The sequence below is a fragment of the Falsiroseomonas frigidaquae genome, assembly GCF_012163145.1.
Classification (GTDB): Bacteria; Pseudomonadota; Alphaproteobacteria; order Acetobacterales; family Acetobacteraceae; genus Falsiroseomonas; species Falsiroseomonas frigidaquae.
In genome coordinates this window covers 444,277-458,613 of record NZ_JAAVTX010000006.1, presented here as the reverse complement: position 1 = coordinate 458,613, position 14,337 = coordinate 444,277, and the positions used below count along the sequence as shown (strand labels likewise).

The following is a 14,337-nucleotide window of genomic DNA, read 5'->3' as shown; positions in this document are numbered from 1 at the left end:
CTGAAACCGCCGCTTTCCACGAATCGCACGCTGACATTCGCCGCGGTTCCGGCTATGCGACCGGTCTCGCAAGGAGCCAGTGCATGTCGAAGAAGTTTCTGACGGACGTCATCGTCAAGTCCACCGAGATGCCGGCCAACGCCGCCGGCCGCCTCGCGGCGGACATCATTGCCGCCATCAAGGGCGAGATCGTCCAGAACGGGCGCTTCACGATCCCTGATTTCGGCGCCTTCAGCGTGCGCGAGACGGCAAAGCGCAGCGCGCTGAACCCGCGTACCGGTGAGAAGGTGGCCGTGAAGGCCGGCGCGACGGTGCGCTTCAAGGCCAGCAAGGCGCTGAAGGAATCGGCGCTGGCGGGCGTGAAGAAGGCGAAGCGCAAGGCCGCCAAGGCCTGATTGCGGCCGCAAGCCGCGGGGGGCACGCCCCCCGCGGCCTTCGGGCCTACAGGCCGGCCTGGCTGACGAACTTCGTGTTCAGATAGGCCTCGATCGCCTCCGACCCGCCTTCGGAGCCGTAGCCGCTGTCCTTCATGCCACCGAAGGGCACTTCCGGCAGTGCCAGGCCCAGGTGGTTGATCGTCATCATGCCCGACTCGACGCGGGACGCGACGGCGTTCGCGGTCTTGGCGCTGCGCGTGAAGGCGTAGGAGGCCAGGCCGAAGGGCAGGCGGTTGGCTTCCTCGATGACCTCATCCAGGTCGGTGAAGGGGGCGATCATGGCGACGGGGCCGAACGGCTCCTCGTTCATCATCCGGGCGTCCTTGCCGACGCCGGTCAGCACCGTCGGCTGGTAGAAATAGCCCTTGTTGCCCAGGCGCTCGCCGCCTGCATGCACTTCCGCGCCGCGCTGGCGGGCATCGGCCACCAGGCCCTCGATCCAGGGCACGCGCCGCTCATGCGCCAGCGGGCCCATCTGCGTGTCCGACTCCATGCCGGCGCCGACCTTCAGCCCCTTGGCGATGGCGGTGAAGCGCTCGACGAATTCCGCGTAGGACTTCTGCTGCACCAGGAAGCGGGTCGGGGAGACGCAAACCTGTCCCGCATTGCGGAACTTGGCGCCGGCCAGGGTCTTGGCGGCCAGCTCCAGGTCGGCATCGTCGAAGACGATCGCCGGCGCATGGCCGCCGAGCTCCATCGTGACCCGCTTCATGTGCTGGCCGGCCAGCGCCGACAGCATCTTTCCGATCGGGGTCGAGCCCGTGAAGGTCACCTTGCGGATCACCGGATGCGGAATCAGGTACTCGCTGATTTCAGCCGGCACGCCATAGACCAGGTTGGCGACGCCCTTCGGCAGGCCGGCATCGGCGAAGGCGCGGATCAGCTCGGCAGGCGAAGCAGGCGTCTCCTCCGGCGCCTTGACGATGATCGAGCAGCCGGTGGCGAGCGCGGCGGACAGCTTCCGCACCACCTGGTTGATCGGGAAGTTCCACGGCGTGAAGGCGGCGACGGGACCGACTGGTTCCTTGATGACGAGCTGGTACACGCCCTCGGCGCGGGCCGGGATGACGCGGCCATAGGCGCGGCGGGCTTCCTCGGCGAACCAGTCGATGACGTCCGCGGCGGCCATCACCTCCATCTTCGCCTCGGCGAGGGGCTTGCCCTGCTCCAGCGTCATCATCTGCGCCGTGGCGTCCGCGCGCGAGCGGAAGATGTCGGCGGCCTTGCGCATCAGCTTCGAGCGGTCGAAGGCGGAAACCTTCTTCCAGGTGGCGAAGCCGCGGGCCGCGGCTTCCAGCGCCTCATCCAGGTCGTCGGTGCTGGCATGGGCGACCTGGCCGATGACTTCCTCGGTGGCCGGATTCAGTACCGGAAGGCTGCGACCGCCGCGTGCGGCGCGCCAGGTGCCGTCGATGAAAAGCTGGGTATCGGGATACATGCGCGTCTCCTGATGCGTCTTGGCCCGGCGGGTGATCGTGCCGGGCGTGGCATATCTTGAATCTGGCACAAGAGAGGCGTGGTGGGAAATCGGGGGGCGCGCCCCCCCTTATGCCGGACCAACCCGAGACGACGACAGCGGCTCAACGCGATTTCCTTCGGCAGCATTCCCGCGTCGGGCCGGCGCAATAGATGGTTCGGGCGGGTTCGTTTCTTGTCTCCATTGACTAGAAGTAAATGATGGTGCAAATTTATTGTGTCCGGCTCCGGAGGATGCCTTGCTCCCGCCTCAAGACCACGCGTTTTTTGTTTCGGTCCACATCCCGAAGACCGCTGGCACCACCGTCGCGACCGTCCTGGACCGCGTATATCAGCGGAAAGTGCTATTCGATTATGCGCCCAGTGAAAGCTACAATACCCCCGATCCCCTGATCCGGCAGAATGCGAATTTCATCGCGAGCTTTTTCAGGGGCATCCATGGCCATTTTGGCGTGACACGTCATCTGCCGGTGTTTGGTGGCGCCAAGTACATCAGTTGCGTCCGCCATCCGGTCGACCGGATCATCAGCCAATATAATCATGAATACAATGATAATGGACCGGGTTCATACTGGCACCGACCCATCCGCTCTGGCGAAATGAGCGTTGTCGACTTCGCCGGCCTCGCCGGCATTGGCAATGCGATGACGCTGCATTTGGCTGGGCTGGATCTGGTCGATTATGATCTGCTGATGATCACCGAAAACATCCACGCTTCATTCACCCTGCTGAATTACGTGGTGGGCGCGATGAATATCGAGCGCTATTTTGGCATTCCTCCAAATTTACCTCGCAGCAACGAGGGAACTGCCCGCGAACATCAATTCGAATTTCCGGAGGCGGTGAAGGTCGAAATCTATAAAAGGGCACAGCAGGACGTCGAACTTTATCGTAGGGCGGTCGAAATGTTCAGCGCGAAGGCCAGGATATACGCGTAGACTCCCCATATCTCGAGATAGTGGAAGAGCCCGACCACCGGCATGAGCGGCTTCAGCGACGATACGGCGGGTCTCTCCGACATTGTGGAGAACCAGCTTGCCCACTACGCGTTCGACGTCCCATTGAGGGAGGCCCTGGATGCCGCGCCCGATGATGATGCGTTGTTTCTGCGGATCTATCGCGACCGGATCGAGCAGCATGGCGTTGCGCGCCCGAAGCTGTTCGATGAGATATTCTACCTCCAGCACAACCCCGACATTCTTGCGGAGCTTCGCAAGGATGTCCTCAGATCCGGCCTTCATCACTTTGCCGGTTGGGGCATCTTCGAGGGTCGGCCGCCGAACGCGGACTGGCATTCACGTATGCGTTTCGTTCCTCAACGGGAAGTACCCATGCCCGTGGACGAAGCCGCCTATCTCGCGGAGCAACCGGAATGCGCCGCCTTCCTGGCCGATTTTCCACAACTTAGCGTAGGCCGCTTCATCGACCTGTATGGACGAAGGCTGGGAAGGCGGCCCGACGACAACGCCGCCGAGTTGCGAAACCAAGCCGCCAATCCGGAACGTCTCCAGCTTCTCAGGGCTTTCTTCGACGCCGGCTACTACGCCAGCACTTATCTTGGATGGGACGCCTCCCATGAGATGGCCTTCGATCACTACGTGACGCGCGGCGCGCGGGAAGGGCATTCGCCCAACAGCAACTTCGACGAACGCTTCTACCTCGCCTTCTATCCCGACATCGCGGTCGCGGTCGGGCGCGGCTACCTGCTCTGCGGCTACGAACACTGGCTGATCGCCGGCCAGCGAGAAGGGCGCCTGCCGCGCTTCGAACTCGCCGCGACGCTCGAAGCCGCGGCGCCGGGCGTGACGCGGCCCGTTGCGCTGCATTCCGCCGATGCGGTCGCCGCCAAACTCGAACCCTGCGCCTTCAGTGTGGATGAGGCTGCCACGACCCGCGTATGGTTCGTCCTGCCCTTCTTGAACCCAGATCTCATCTTCGGCGGCTTCGCCTCGATCATCGCGTTCATCGAGCAGCTTCTGACCCGGCATGTGCGGGTCGGAATTTTCCTTCGCGAAGCGGAGGAATCGCAGGTTGAGTACTTCCGCTATCGCAGTGGACAGCGATCGCTCCTCGCCCGCAGCCTGAGCCAGATTCCGGTGTTCTCGCCTCAAAGCGGCCGGACCTTCGTCTTCTCGCCGCAGGACGTCTTCGTCAGCTACTCCGTCTGGGATGCACACTGGGCCAGGCACTTCGCGGCGGAGACCCACTGGAAGCGGCCAATCTACTGGATCCAGGAATACGAACCGATCTTCCACAAGCACGATGCTTGGCATTTCCTCAGCAACAGTGCCTATTATTATGATCACATCGGGGTGTTCAATTCCGCGCTGCTGAAGACCTACTTTGAGAAGTACCAGATTGGCGTCTACGGCCAAGTGTGGCCCGAGAGCAGCATCTCCTTCGAGCATCTGCTTTATCATCCCGGCGATCATGTGCCTCGGCAAGCGCGGCGCGAAGGTGCCCGGCGCACCTTCTTCGTCTATGCACGGCCGGAGGAGCACGCCAGCCGCAACATGTTCGAGCTTGCCGTATTCTGCCTGCGCAAGGCCGTGGAGGCGGGCATCTTCATTGGCCCTTGGCGCTTTATCGGCCTCGGCGCGCTGGCCGGCCCCTACCGCATCTCCCTGGGCGCAGGCTGGTCCATGGAAGTGCTGAACAAGATTGACGCCGAGGAATATGCCAAGCTGATCGGATCGGTCGATATCGGCTTAAGTCTCATGTACGCGCCGCACCCTAGCCTTCTGCCGTACGAGATCGCCAACGCGGGCGCCCTAGTCGTCACCAACGCGTTCCCTGGGCGGGAGGCGACCTATATCCAGGGGCGGTCCAACAACATCATTGTCTTTGAGGGGACGGTGGACGCCGCGCTCGACGCATTGCGCGAAGCAGTGCGCCGCAGCAACACGCAGGAGACCGCGCCGGCGCCACCCGACGCCGCCTTCCCGGACACGCGGCTTGGCGGGTGGGAGTGCGTCTTCCATGACGAATTCCTCACCCACCTGGCCCTGCTGATCGACCGCCGCTTCAGTTGGCAATTCTTCCGCGACGAAGCTCGCGACGAAGAGGCAAGCTGACGCGCCACCGGCGGTGGCGCGATGCGTCCGCCCTCAGCTATTCGGCCCGCGCTCCATCGCATAGGGCTGCCACCGGCGCAGCCCCGAATTCGGCAGGACGGTCGGGTTCACGCAGGACATCGGCCAGCGGCCGGACAGCACCAGTGCCAACTCCTGCCCCGCACGCCGCTTGCGCGCCTCGTCGAAGCGGGCGGAGGCGCTGGCATTGTGCGGGGACAGGATGACATGCGGCATCGCCAGCAGCGGGTTGTCGGTCTTCACCGGCTCCACCTCGAACACATCGAGGCCGGCACCGGCGATGCGCTTCGATTGCAGCGCCTCGGTCAGCGCCGCCTCATCCACCGTGGGGCCGCGACCTGTGTTGATGAAGATGGCGTTGGGCTTCATCTTCGCGAAGTGGCGCGTGGTCAGCATGTGGCCGGTATCGGGCGTCGCCGGCGCGTGCATCGAGACGAAGTCGGATTGCGCCAGCACTTCATCCAGGCTGGCCGGCACCACGCCGAGGGCGGACATCGTCAGCTCATCCACGAAGGGGTCGTAGGCCACCATGCGCAGGCCGAAGGCCTTCGCGCGCATCGCCACCAGGCGGGCGACGCGGCCAAAGGCGACGAAGCCCAGCGTCTGGCCCATCAGCCGCGGCACGTTCAGCAATTGCGGGCGCCCCTCCGCCCAGCGGCCCTCGCGCACCATGCGGTCCTGCTCGATGCAGCGGCGATGCGTCGCCAGCAGCAGCATCATGGCGTGGTCGGCGACTTCCTCGATGAAGGTGTCGGGGCAGTTGGTGACGGGGATGTTGCGCGCGGTGGCGGCCACCACGTCCACGTAGTCCACGCCGACGGTGGCGCAGGTGATGACCTTGGCCTTGGTCAGCGCCTGGATCATGCGGTCCGAGATCCGCATGCCCTTGGCATAGACGGCATCGGCTTCCGGTGCGGCGGCGATGAAGCCTTCCTCGGTCGCGGGGCATTCCACGATCTCGGCGCCGAGCCGTTCCAGCGCTTCCATCTCCAGCCCGTAGCCGCCGCCGGCGGTGGTGAAGGAGGCGCCTGCGGGCGTCAGGATTTTCGGCTTGGACATGGCTGCGTTTCCCCTTTGGTTGGACGCAGGCTGGCATGCGTTCCGGGGGCCGACAAGCGCGCGGGGCGCTGCTAGCGTTGCGTCCTTGATGACAAACGGAGGAAGCGACATGGCGCGTTTGCAGGGCAAGGTGGCGTGGGTGACGGGTGCGGGCAGCGGCATCGGCGAGGCCGCCGCCTTGGCATTGGCGGAGGAAGGCGCGGAGCTGGTGCTCACCGGCCGCCGCAGCGCACCGCTTCAGGACGTGGCCGCGCGCATCACGGCCAAGGGTGGCCGCGCGCATGTGCAGCCTGCGGACATGATGGACGCCGCCGCCGTGAAGGCGGTGGGCGCCTTCCTGAAGCAGAAGTTCGGGCGGCTCGATATCCTGGTGAACAATGCCGGGCTGAACATCCAGCCGCGACGCTGGGCCGTGCTGGACACGGATGGGGTGGATGAGCTGGTGCGCGGCAACCTGGCCTCCGCCTTCTATGCGGTGACCGTCGCGCTGCCGCTGATGCGACCGCAGAAGGATGGCGTGCTGATCCACACCGCCTCCATGGCCGGGCGCAACATCTCCATGCTCTCGGGCGCCGGCTACACTGCGGCGAAGCACGGCGTGGTGGCGATGAGCCACACCATCAACATGGAGGAAGGCGTCAACGGAATCCGCAGCTGCGCGCTGCTGCCGGGGGAGGTGGCAACGCCGATCCTCGACAAGCGGCCGAACCCGGTCAGCTCGGAGGAGCGCGCCCGCATGGTGCAGTCCGAGGATGTCGGCGACCTGATCCGCTACATCGTCTGCCTGCCGAAGCATGTGACGATCAACGAGGTCTGGATCACGCCGACACATAACCGCAGCTATGTGGCGGCGCTGAACCAGAAGCTGTAGCGCATCAGTCGCCGGGTTGGCCGGGATATGGCGCGGCTTGCAACAGCCGCGCCAGATGCGCCGCGCTGGCGGCCATCATGGCGGCGGTCTGCTGCGTCTTCTCCGGCACCGGGTCGAGGTCCTTGAAGTCCACCGCGCCCATCGCCTCGCCCACCCAGTAGCAACTGGCCGAGGGGGGGATGGTCCAGCCGACATCGCCCAGCGCCTGGTAGATCTGTGCGGCACAGGCATGGGCGCCATCCTCGTTGCCGACGATGGCGGTGACCGCGACCTTGCCGTAGCTCGGCATGCGGCCCCTGTCGTCGGTTTCCGAGATGAAGGCGTCCATCCGCTCCAGCACCCGCTTGGCGACGCTGCTGGGCTGGCCGAGCCAGATCGGGCCGCCGAAGATCAGGATATCGGCCGCCAGGATCTTTGCCCGCAGCGCCGGCCAGTCATCGCCCGGCCCCTCATCCGAGGTGACGCCCGGCTTGATGTTCAGCGCCGCGACGCGAACGGTTTCCGTCACCTCCACCTGCTGCTTCGCGAAGGCGGCGTTGACGATGGCGAGCATGGCATCGGTGGAGGACGCCTCGCCGGCGTCGGATTTCAGCGTGCAGTTGAGGGCGATGGCCTTGAGGGGCATGGCGGATCTCCGGAACGTGCGCCACGCAAGCGCCGCTCCGGCGATCCGGTTCCCGCCGCTATTCCTTCACCGCGCCGGTGAGGGAGGAGACGTAGTAGTCGACGAAGAAGGAATAGAAGATCGCGACGGGCAGGGAGCCCAGCAGCGACCCCGCCATCAGCGCACCCCATTGGTAGACGTCACCCGTCACCAGCTCCGTCAGGATCGCCACCGGCACCGTCTTGTTCTCGCTGCTCTGGATGAAGGCCAGCGCGTAGATGAACTCGTTCCAGGACAGGGTGAAGCTGAAGATGCCGGCGGAGATCAGCCCGGGCACCGCCAGCGGCAGGGTGATCTGCCACAGGATCTGCACCCGCGTCGCGCCATCGATCAGCGCGCATTCCTCCAGCTCGAAGGGGATCGACTTGAAGTAGCCGATCAGCAGCCAGGTGCAGAACGGGATCAGGAAGGTCGGATAGGTCAGGATCAGCGCGAAGGGCGTGTCGAACAGGCCGAGCTGGAACACCATGGTGGCCAGCGGGATGAACAGGATCGAGGGCGGCACGAGATAGGCCAGGTAGATGGCGAGGCCGACATACTGGCTGCCCTGGAAGCGCAGCCGCTGGATCGCATAGGCGGCCAGCGTGCTGGCGAACAGCGACAGCACGGTGGAGCAGACCGCCACCAGCATCGTCGTCATCAGCCATCTCGGATAGGCCGTCTCGAATAGCAGCAGCCGGATATGGTCCAGCGTGGCGGAGGTGATCCAGAACGGGTTGTGCTCGGCGAAGTTGTACAGTTCGGCATTCGGTTTGAACGCGGTGATCGTCATCCAGTAGAACGGGAACAGCAGGATGATCAGGAAGCAGAACATCGGCAGGTAAAGCAGCACGAAGCGGCGGGACTTGCTGTCCCAGGCCATCGTCTCCGGCTGCGCCGAGGAACTGTTGGTCGCCTTGGGTTCGGTGCTCACGGCGGCGGCCTCAGTCATTGCCCTCTCCCTGCTGCCACTTGCGCCGCGCCAGGCCGAAATAGCTGAACAGCGTGGCGAAGACGAGGAACGGGATCATGGAGACGGCGATCGCAGCGCCCTCTCCCAGCTGCCCGCCCGGAATGCCGCGCTGGAAGGCCAGTGTCGCCAGCAGATGCGTGGAATTGACCGGCCCGCCGCGCGTGATGGCGTAGACCAGCTGGAAATCGGTGAAGGTGAAGATGATGGAGAAGGTCATCACGATCGCCAGGATCGGCAGCAGCATCGGGAAGGTGATGTAGCGGAAGCGCTGCCACCCGCTCGCCCCGTCCAGCAGCGCCGCCTCGTACAGCGAGGGCGAGATGGTCTGCAGCCCGGCGAGCAGCGAGATGGCCACGAAGGGGATGCCGCGCCAGATATTGGCCGCGATCAGCGACCAGCGTGCCGGCCAGGCCGTGTTGATGAAATCGATATTGGTCTCGCGCAGCCCCATCTCGATGAAGAGGTAGGAGATGATGGAAAACTGCGGGTCGTAGATCCACCAGAAGGCGATGGCGGAGAGCACCGTCGGCACGATCCAGGGCAGCAGGATGATGGCGCGCAGCAGCGACTTCATCGGCAGATGCTGGTTCAGCAGCAGCGCCAGCCACAGGCCGAGCGCGAATTTCCCGATGGTGGCGACGCCGGTGTAGAAGACGCTGTAGAACACCGCGTTCCAGAAGATCGGGTCCTCCGCCAGCCAGATGAAATTCTCCAGCCCGACCCAGATGCCGGGGCGGCCGATCGTGGTGTCCGTGAAGGCCAGGTAGATGCCCAGGCCGAGCGGATAGGTCAGGAAGGTCATCAGCAGCCCGGCGGCGGGCAGCAGGCAGATGAAGGCGAGGAACGGCTTCCAGTCGAACAGCCGCGAGAGCGCGCCCTGTTTCGGGCGCATCTTGGTCCAGACCGGCGCGGCGGTTGTCGCGGACATGGTGGTTTCCCGTAAGGCGAAGCGGCGCCCGCGTGATGCGGGCGCCGCCTCGGGTTTTTCAGCGGCGAGAGCGGAAGAAGCGGCGGGCGCGGCGCTCGGCCTCGGCCGCCGCCTGCTGCGGTGTCGCCTGGCCGGAGGCGACGGAGGCGCACATCTGCACCATGACGTAATCCGCATTGGCCGCGGCGGAGGCCTCGCTGATCGGGCCCTTGTAGCCGGCGTAGAAGGTCGTATCCATCACGCCCTTGAACACCGAGATCTTCGGGTCGCCGCTGCTCCAGGTCGCGCTGTTGTTGTAGGCGTTCAGCGGCTGCGACCAGTAACCGAGGTTCGCCTGCAGCCACGGGTCGTATTGCGGTGCCTCCAGCATGAACTGCAGGAAGGCCTTGGCGGCGTTCGGATAGCGGCTGTGCTTGAACACCATGGAATTCAGCGTCAGCCCCGCCATCGGCGAGGTCTGCTGCGTGCCCTTGGGCAGCAGCGTCATGTAGGTGTCTTCCGCGATGGCCGCCATGGCCGGGTCGTTCTTCAGCGAGAAGTACAGCGACACGCCATTGGCCGTCAGGTGGCACTCGCCGGCGGAATAGGCGCGGTTGTTGCTGATGTCGCCCCAGGCGATCGTGCCCGGGATGAAGCTGGCGTACAGCTCCTTCAGGTATTCAAGCGCGCGGATCGTCTCCGGGCTGTTGATGGCGACGTTGTTGTTCTCGTCCACCAGGTAGCCGCCGAAGGACCAGACCAGCCACTGCGCGAAGCCATTGCCGTCGCCCACCGCATTGCCCAGCGCGAAGCCGGATGGCTTGCCGACCCGCTTCAGCTCCTGCGACATCTTCAGGTAGCCGGCATGGTCATCGGGCGGCGCATCGAAGCCCACCGAGTTCAGCGCGGATTTGCGCCAGACCAGCGGGCCGCCGGAGGCACCGAAGGGCAGGCCGACCCACATGTCGCTGTTGGCGCGCTTGCCGTAGCGCTGCGCCATGGCCTTCCAGCCACCGTACTTCTGGCCGATATAGGCGGCGACATCGGCCAGATCGACCAGCTTGTCGGCGTAGATATGCGGCGCCTCGTTGAAGCCGATGATCAGGTCGGGGCCGGCGCCGGTATTGGCGGTGACGGCGGTCTGCTGGGTGATGTCCTCCCACCCCACGAAGTCCACACGCACCTCGACGCCGGTCTGCTGCGTGAAGCGCGCGGCATTGGCGCGGAAGATCTCCTCATCCGGCTGCACGAAGCGCACCGGCCGCAGCATGCGCAGCGTCGCGCCGCGCTCGATCGGCAGCGACGGGGCCGTCGCGGATTGCGTCGGGATATTGCTTTGCGCATAGGCGCGGGAGGCGAGCAGCGCGGAGCCGGTGAGGGCCAGCGCCGTGCGGCGTGTGATGAGATGAGCCATTTTTATTGTTTCCTCCTTGTTTGTGGGTTGGCTTGTTCAACTCGGCAGGCGCGCTCCATCCGGTCCGAACAGATGCACCAGGCCGAGGTCGGGCAGCACCCGCAGCTTGTCCCCCGGGCGCCCCTGCACGCGTTCGCGGAAGGCGCCGGTCACCACCGTCTCGCCCATCCGCATGGTCACCTGCGTCTCCGACCCGGTCGGCTCGACCAGCACGATGGTGCCTTCCACGCCGTCATCCGAAAGGCTCATATGCTCCGGGCGGATGCCATAGGTGGCGACATTGGTATGTGCGTGCGGCGGCAGCGGCAGCAGGGCGCCGCCGGTGGTGCGGAAGCCGCCATCGGCGACCATGCCGGGCAGCAGGTTCATCGCCGGGCTGCCGATGAAGCCGGCGACGAACAGGTTCGCCGGCTTGTCGTAAAGCGCCAGCGGCGCGCCGGCCTGCTCGATCCGCCCGCCATTCATGACCACGATCTGGTCGGCCATGGTCATGGCCTCGATCTGGTCGTGCGTGACGTAGATGGTGGTGGTGGCCAGGCGCTGCTGCAGTTCCCGGATCTCGGAGCGCATCTGCACGCGCAGCTTGGCATCCAGGTTCGACAGCGGTTCGTCGAACAGGAAGACCTGCGGATGCCGCACGATGGCCCGCCCCATCGCGACGCGCTGCCGCTGGCCGCCCGAGAGCTGGCGCGGGAAGCGATCCAGCAGCGCATCCAGGCCGAGGATCTTGGCCGCGCGCTGCACCTCCTCCTCCATGATGGCGGCGGGTGCCTTCGCCAGCTTCATGGAGAAGGCCATGTTCTGGCGCACCGTCATATGCGGGTACAGCGCGTAGTTCTGGAACACCATCGCGATGTCGCGATCCTTCGGCGGCACGTTGTTCACAACGCGTCCGTCGATCGCGATCTCGCCGCCGGTGATGTTCTCAAGCCCCGCGATCATGCGGAGCAGCGTGGATTTGCCGCAGCCGGATGGGCCGACCAGGACGACGAATTCGCCATCCGCGATCTCCACATCGACGCCGTGCAGGATGCGGGTGGTGCCGAAGGATTTGAGCGCCTGCCGCACCGAGACCGTTGCCATATTGTCGTTCCGTCCCCCCGCGTGCCGCCTTTACCGGGGCTACGCAGCACGAGGCTACACATGCCTCCGCGCCGGGCGCAACCTCGCCACCGCATGGGCGGGGTGCCGCTTTCCTGGGCTAAGTCGGTGCAGCCACGGCCACGCCGCATGGCGGCCCCGCGGCGCCTTGTGCTGGACGCTGTCCCTACACGCGGCTAGGCGAATTGCTGCATGGCAGCAAAGGCGGATCACAGGATGCCCGAGCACTACAGGCGTCTCGCGGCCTTGCTGGGCGCACTCACGGCACTCGGCCCGCTCGGCATCGACATGTACCTGCCGGCCTTCCCGGCGATGGGGCATGAACTCGGCGCCAGCCCGGCCGCCATCCAGCGCACGCTGGCGGTGTTCCTGCTGGGCATGGCGGCGGGGCAATTGGTCTATGGCCCGCTATCGGACCGGGTCGGACGGCGGCTGCCGCTGTTCCTGGGCATGGTCGTGTTCACCCTGGCGTCCGTCGGCTGCGCGCTGGCGGCCTCCGCCGAGGCGCTGGTCTGGCTGCGGCTGGCGCAGGCGCTCGGCGGCTGCGTCGGAGTCGTGGTGGCGCGCGCCGTGGTGCGCGACCTGTGCGACGAGCGTGGCGCGGTGCGCATGATGTCGATGCTGATGCTGGCGATGGGGGCTGCGCCGATCCTGGCGCCGATGCTGGGCGGCTGGCTGCTGGCCGCACTCGGCTGGCGCGCCATCTTCTGGTTCCTCGCGGTCTATGGCGCGCTGGCGCTGCTGGTGATGCATCGCTGGCTGCCGGAAAGCCTGCCGCTGGAAAATCGGCGGCGGGATGGGCTGGGGCAGGTGATGCTGGTGTACCTGACCCTGCTGAAGGACCGCCGCTTCCTGGCGCATGCGCTGGCCGGTGCGCTGCCGATGGCGGGGCTCTTCGCCTACCTCGTCGGCTCGCCGAACCTGCTGATGGTGGTGCATGGGCTGGGGCCGGTGGAATACGGCATGGCCTTCGGCGCCAACGCCTTCGGGTTGATCCTGGCGAGCCAGGTCATCGCCCGCCTGGTGCGCCGCCGCCCGCCCGCCACGCTGCTGGTGGGCGCGCTGTCGCTGCTGTCGCTGGCCGGGCTGGGCGTGGTGGTGGCGGTGCTGAGCGGTGCGCTGGTGCCGCTGCTGGCGGCCTTCTTCCTGTACCTGGCCTTCATGGGTTCGGTGCTGCCGCTGTCCTCGGCGCTGGCGATGGCGCCGATGGGGCGGATGGCGGGCAGTGCCTCCGCCCTGATGGGCACCATCCAGTTCGGCATCGGCGCGGTGACGGGCGCCGTGCTCGGCGCCTTCGGCGGCACCTCCGCGCTCGCCATGGGCGTGCTGATCGCCATCGCCGGGTGTTCGGGGCTGCTGGCGCATCTGGGGCTGAAGCGGGTGGCGAGCTAGCTCCGCATCAACGCCTCCGCCGCCGCCACCACCTTGGCGGTGTCCACCTTCAGCGCATCCTCCAGTGGCGGCGCGAAGGGCACCGGGACGCGGGGCTGGCCGAGGCGGGCCACCGCCTTCACCTGCGCCGTGCCCAGCCGCTCGATCACCCGCGCCACCACCTCCGCCCCGAAGCCGCCGGTGGTCACGGCCTCATGCACCACCAGCAGCCGCCCGGTGCGGGCGACGGAGGCGACCACCGCCGCCTCGTCCCACGGCCATAGCGTACGCAGATCCAGCACATCCGCCGCGATGCCGCGCGCCGCCAGCATGCCGGCCGCCTCCTCCACCTGCGGCACGATGGCGGACCAGGTGACGATGGTCAGGTCATCGCCGCGCCGCGCGTGGCGGGCCTGGCCGAAGGGGATCGGCGCGATCACCTCCGGCACCTCTCCGGTCAGGGGGAACAGGTTCTTCGGGTCGAAGAACAGCACCGGGTCGTCGCTGCGCAGCGCCGTCACCAGCAGCCCGGCGGTATCCGCCGGCGTGGAGGGCACCACCACCACCAGGCCGGGGATATGGGTGAACCAGCTTTCCAGCATCTGCGAGTGCTGTGCGGCGGAATTGCGCCAGATGCCGTGCGGCATGCGGATGACGACGGCGGGCTTGGCCTGGCCGCCGAACATGTAGCGCACCTTGGCGACCTGGTTCACCAGCTCATCCATCGCGCACATGACGAAATCGAAGATCCGCATCTCGATGATCGGCCGCGTGCCGACCAGCGCGGCGCCGAGCCCCGCGCCCATGATGACGCTCTCGCTGATCGGGGTGGAGACGATGCGGCTTTCGCCGAACTCCTCCAGGAAGCCGCGATACTGGCCGAACAGGCCGCCGCGGGCCACGTCTTCTCCCAGGACCCAGATGCTCGGGTCGCGGCGCATCTCCTGCAAAGCGGCGCGGCGGGCGGCTTCCACCAGGGTGATCTCGGCCATT

13 protein-coding genes are annotated in these 14,337 nt (G+C 66.2%); 5 read left to right on the top strand and 8 right to left on the bottom strand.

What is annotated here, in order from left to right; all coding sequences use genetic code 11:
• The first annotated feature begins 83 nt into the window (after positions 1–83).
• Positions 84–395 carry an HU family DNA-binding protein gene (locus HB662_RS21705; RefSeq protein WP_168052706.1) on the top strand — a complete coding sequence of 104 codons (312 nt, stop codon included), beginning with the start codon at positions 84–86 and terminating at the stop codon, positions 393–395.
• A gap of 46 nt (positions 396–441) precedes the next feature.
• Here the strand turns inward: HB662_RS21705 and HB662_RS21700 are convergent, their stop codons facing one another.
• The gene (locus tag HB662_RS21700; RefSeq protein WP_168052704.1) at positions 442–1,875 is read right to left on the bottom strand and encodes an NAD-dependent succinate-semialdehyde dehydrogenase; all 1,434 of its coding nucleotides are present in this window, start codon (positions 1,873–1,875) and stop codon (positions 442–444) included.
• Positions 1,876–2,152: 277 nt separating this feature from the next.
• On the opposite strand from HB662_RS21700, the gene HB662_RS21695 reads away from it, so the two are divergent.
• Both HB662_RS21695 and HB662_RS21690 read left to right on the top strand, forming a co-directional pair.
• Positions 2,153–2,851 (top strand): sulfotransferase family 2 domain-containing protein, encoded by a 699-nt coding sequence (locus tag HB662_RS21695; RefSeq protein ID WP_168052702.1) that lies wholly within the window; start codon positions 2,153–2,155, stop codon positions 2,849–2,851.
• Between the two features lie 42 nt (positions 2,852–2,893).
• A complete protein-coding gene (locus HB662_RS21690; RefSeq protein WP_168052678.1) occupies positions 2,894–4,987 on the top strand; it encodes a rhamnosyltransferase WsaF family glycosyltransferase in 2,094 nt (697 codons plus the stop codon).
• A gap of 33 nt (positions 4,988–5,020) precedes the next feature.
• On the opposite strand, the gene HB662_RS21685 is transcribed toward HB662_RS21690, so the two are convergent.
• Positions 5,021–6,064, bottom strand: coding sequence for a C-terminal binding protein (locus HB662_RS21685; RefSeq protein ID WP_168052676.1), 1,044 nt, complete (start codon positions 6,062–6,064; stop codon positions 5,021–5,023).
• A 109-nt stretch (positions 6,065–6,173) separates the two neighbouring features.
• Here HB662_RS21685 and HB662_RS21680 point away from each other — a divergent pair, with 109 nt between their 5' ends.
• Entirely contained in the window at positions 6,174–6,935 is a 762-nt protein-coding gene (locus HB662_RS21680; protein WP_168052674.1) for an SDR family oxidoreductase, read from the top strand.
• A 4-nt stretch (positions 6,936–6,939) separates the two neighbouring features.
• Here the strand turns inward: HB662_RS21680 and HB662_RS21675 are convergent, their stop codons facing one another.
• From HB662_RS21675 to HB662_RS21655, 5 genes are read right to left on the bottom strand one after another with little or no spacing between them, the layout of a single operon-like run.
• Positions 6,940–7,560 carry a flavodoxin family protein gene (locus HB662_RS21675; protein ID WP_168052672.1) on the bottom strand — a complete coding sequence of 207 codons (621 nt, stop codon included), beginning with the start codon at positions 7,558–7,560 and terminating at the stop codon, positions 6,940–6,942.
• A 58-nt stretch (positions 7,561–7,618) separates the two neighbouring features.
• Complete coding sequence (locus HB662_RS21670) at positions 7,619–8,530, bottom strand: carbohydrate ABC transporter permease (RefSeq protein ID WP_168052670.1); 912 nt, start codon at positions 8,528–8,530, stop codon at positions 7,619–7,621.
• Complete coding sequence (locus tag HB662_RS21665) at positions 8,523–9,479, bottom strand: carbohydrate ABC transporter permease (protein ID WP_168052668.1); 957 nt, start codon at positions 9,477–9,479, stop codon at positions 8,523–8,525. The genes HB662_RS21670 and HB662_RS21665 overlap by 8 nt, the downstream gene beginning before the upstream one ends.
• 58 nt (positions 9,480–9,537) lie before the next feature.
• Positions 9,538–10,872, bottom strand: coding sequence for an ABC transporter substrate-binding protein (locus tag HB662_RS21660; RefSeq protein ID WP_168052666.1), 1,335 nt, complete (start codon positions 10,870–10,872; stop codon positions 9,538–9,540).
• A 36-nt stretch (positions 10,873–10,908) separates the two neighbouring features.
• Positions 10,909–11,955 (bottom strand): ABC transporter ATP-binding protein, encoded by a 1,047-nt coding sequence (locus tag HB662_RS21655; protein WP_168052664.1) that lies wholly within the window; start codon positions 11,953–11,955, stop codon positions 10,909–10,911.
• A gap of 234 nt (positions 11,956–12,189) precedes the next feature.
• On the opposite strand from HB662_RS21655, the gene HB662_RS21650 reads away from it, so the two are divergent.
• Positions 12,190–13,365 (top strand): multidrug effflux MFS transporter, encoded by a 1,176-nt coding sequence (locus HB662_RS21650; RefSeq protein ID WP_168052662.1) that lies wholly within the window; start codon positions 12,190–12,192, stop codon positions 13,363–13,365.
• On the opposite strand, the gene HB662_RS21645 is transcribed toward HB662_RS21650, so the two are convergent.
• Positions 13,362–14,336, bottom strand: a complete 975-nt coding sequence (locus HB662_RS21645; protein WP_168052660.1) for an alpha-ketoacid dehydrogenase subunit beta — start codon at positions 14,334–14,336, stop codon at positions 13,362–13,364. The two genes, HB662_RS21650 and HB662_RS21645, sit on opposite strands and share 4 nt — an antisense overlap.
• Position 14,337 lies beyond the last annotated feature (1 nt).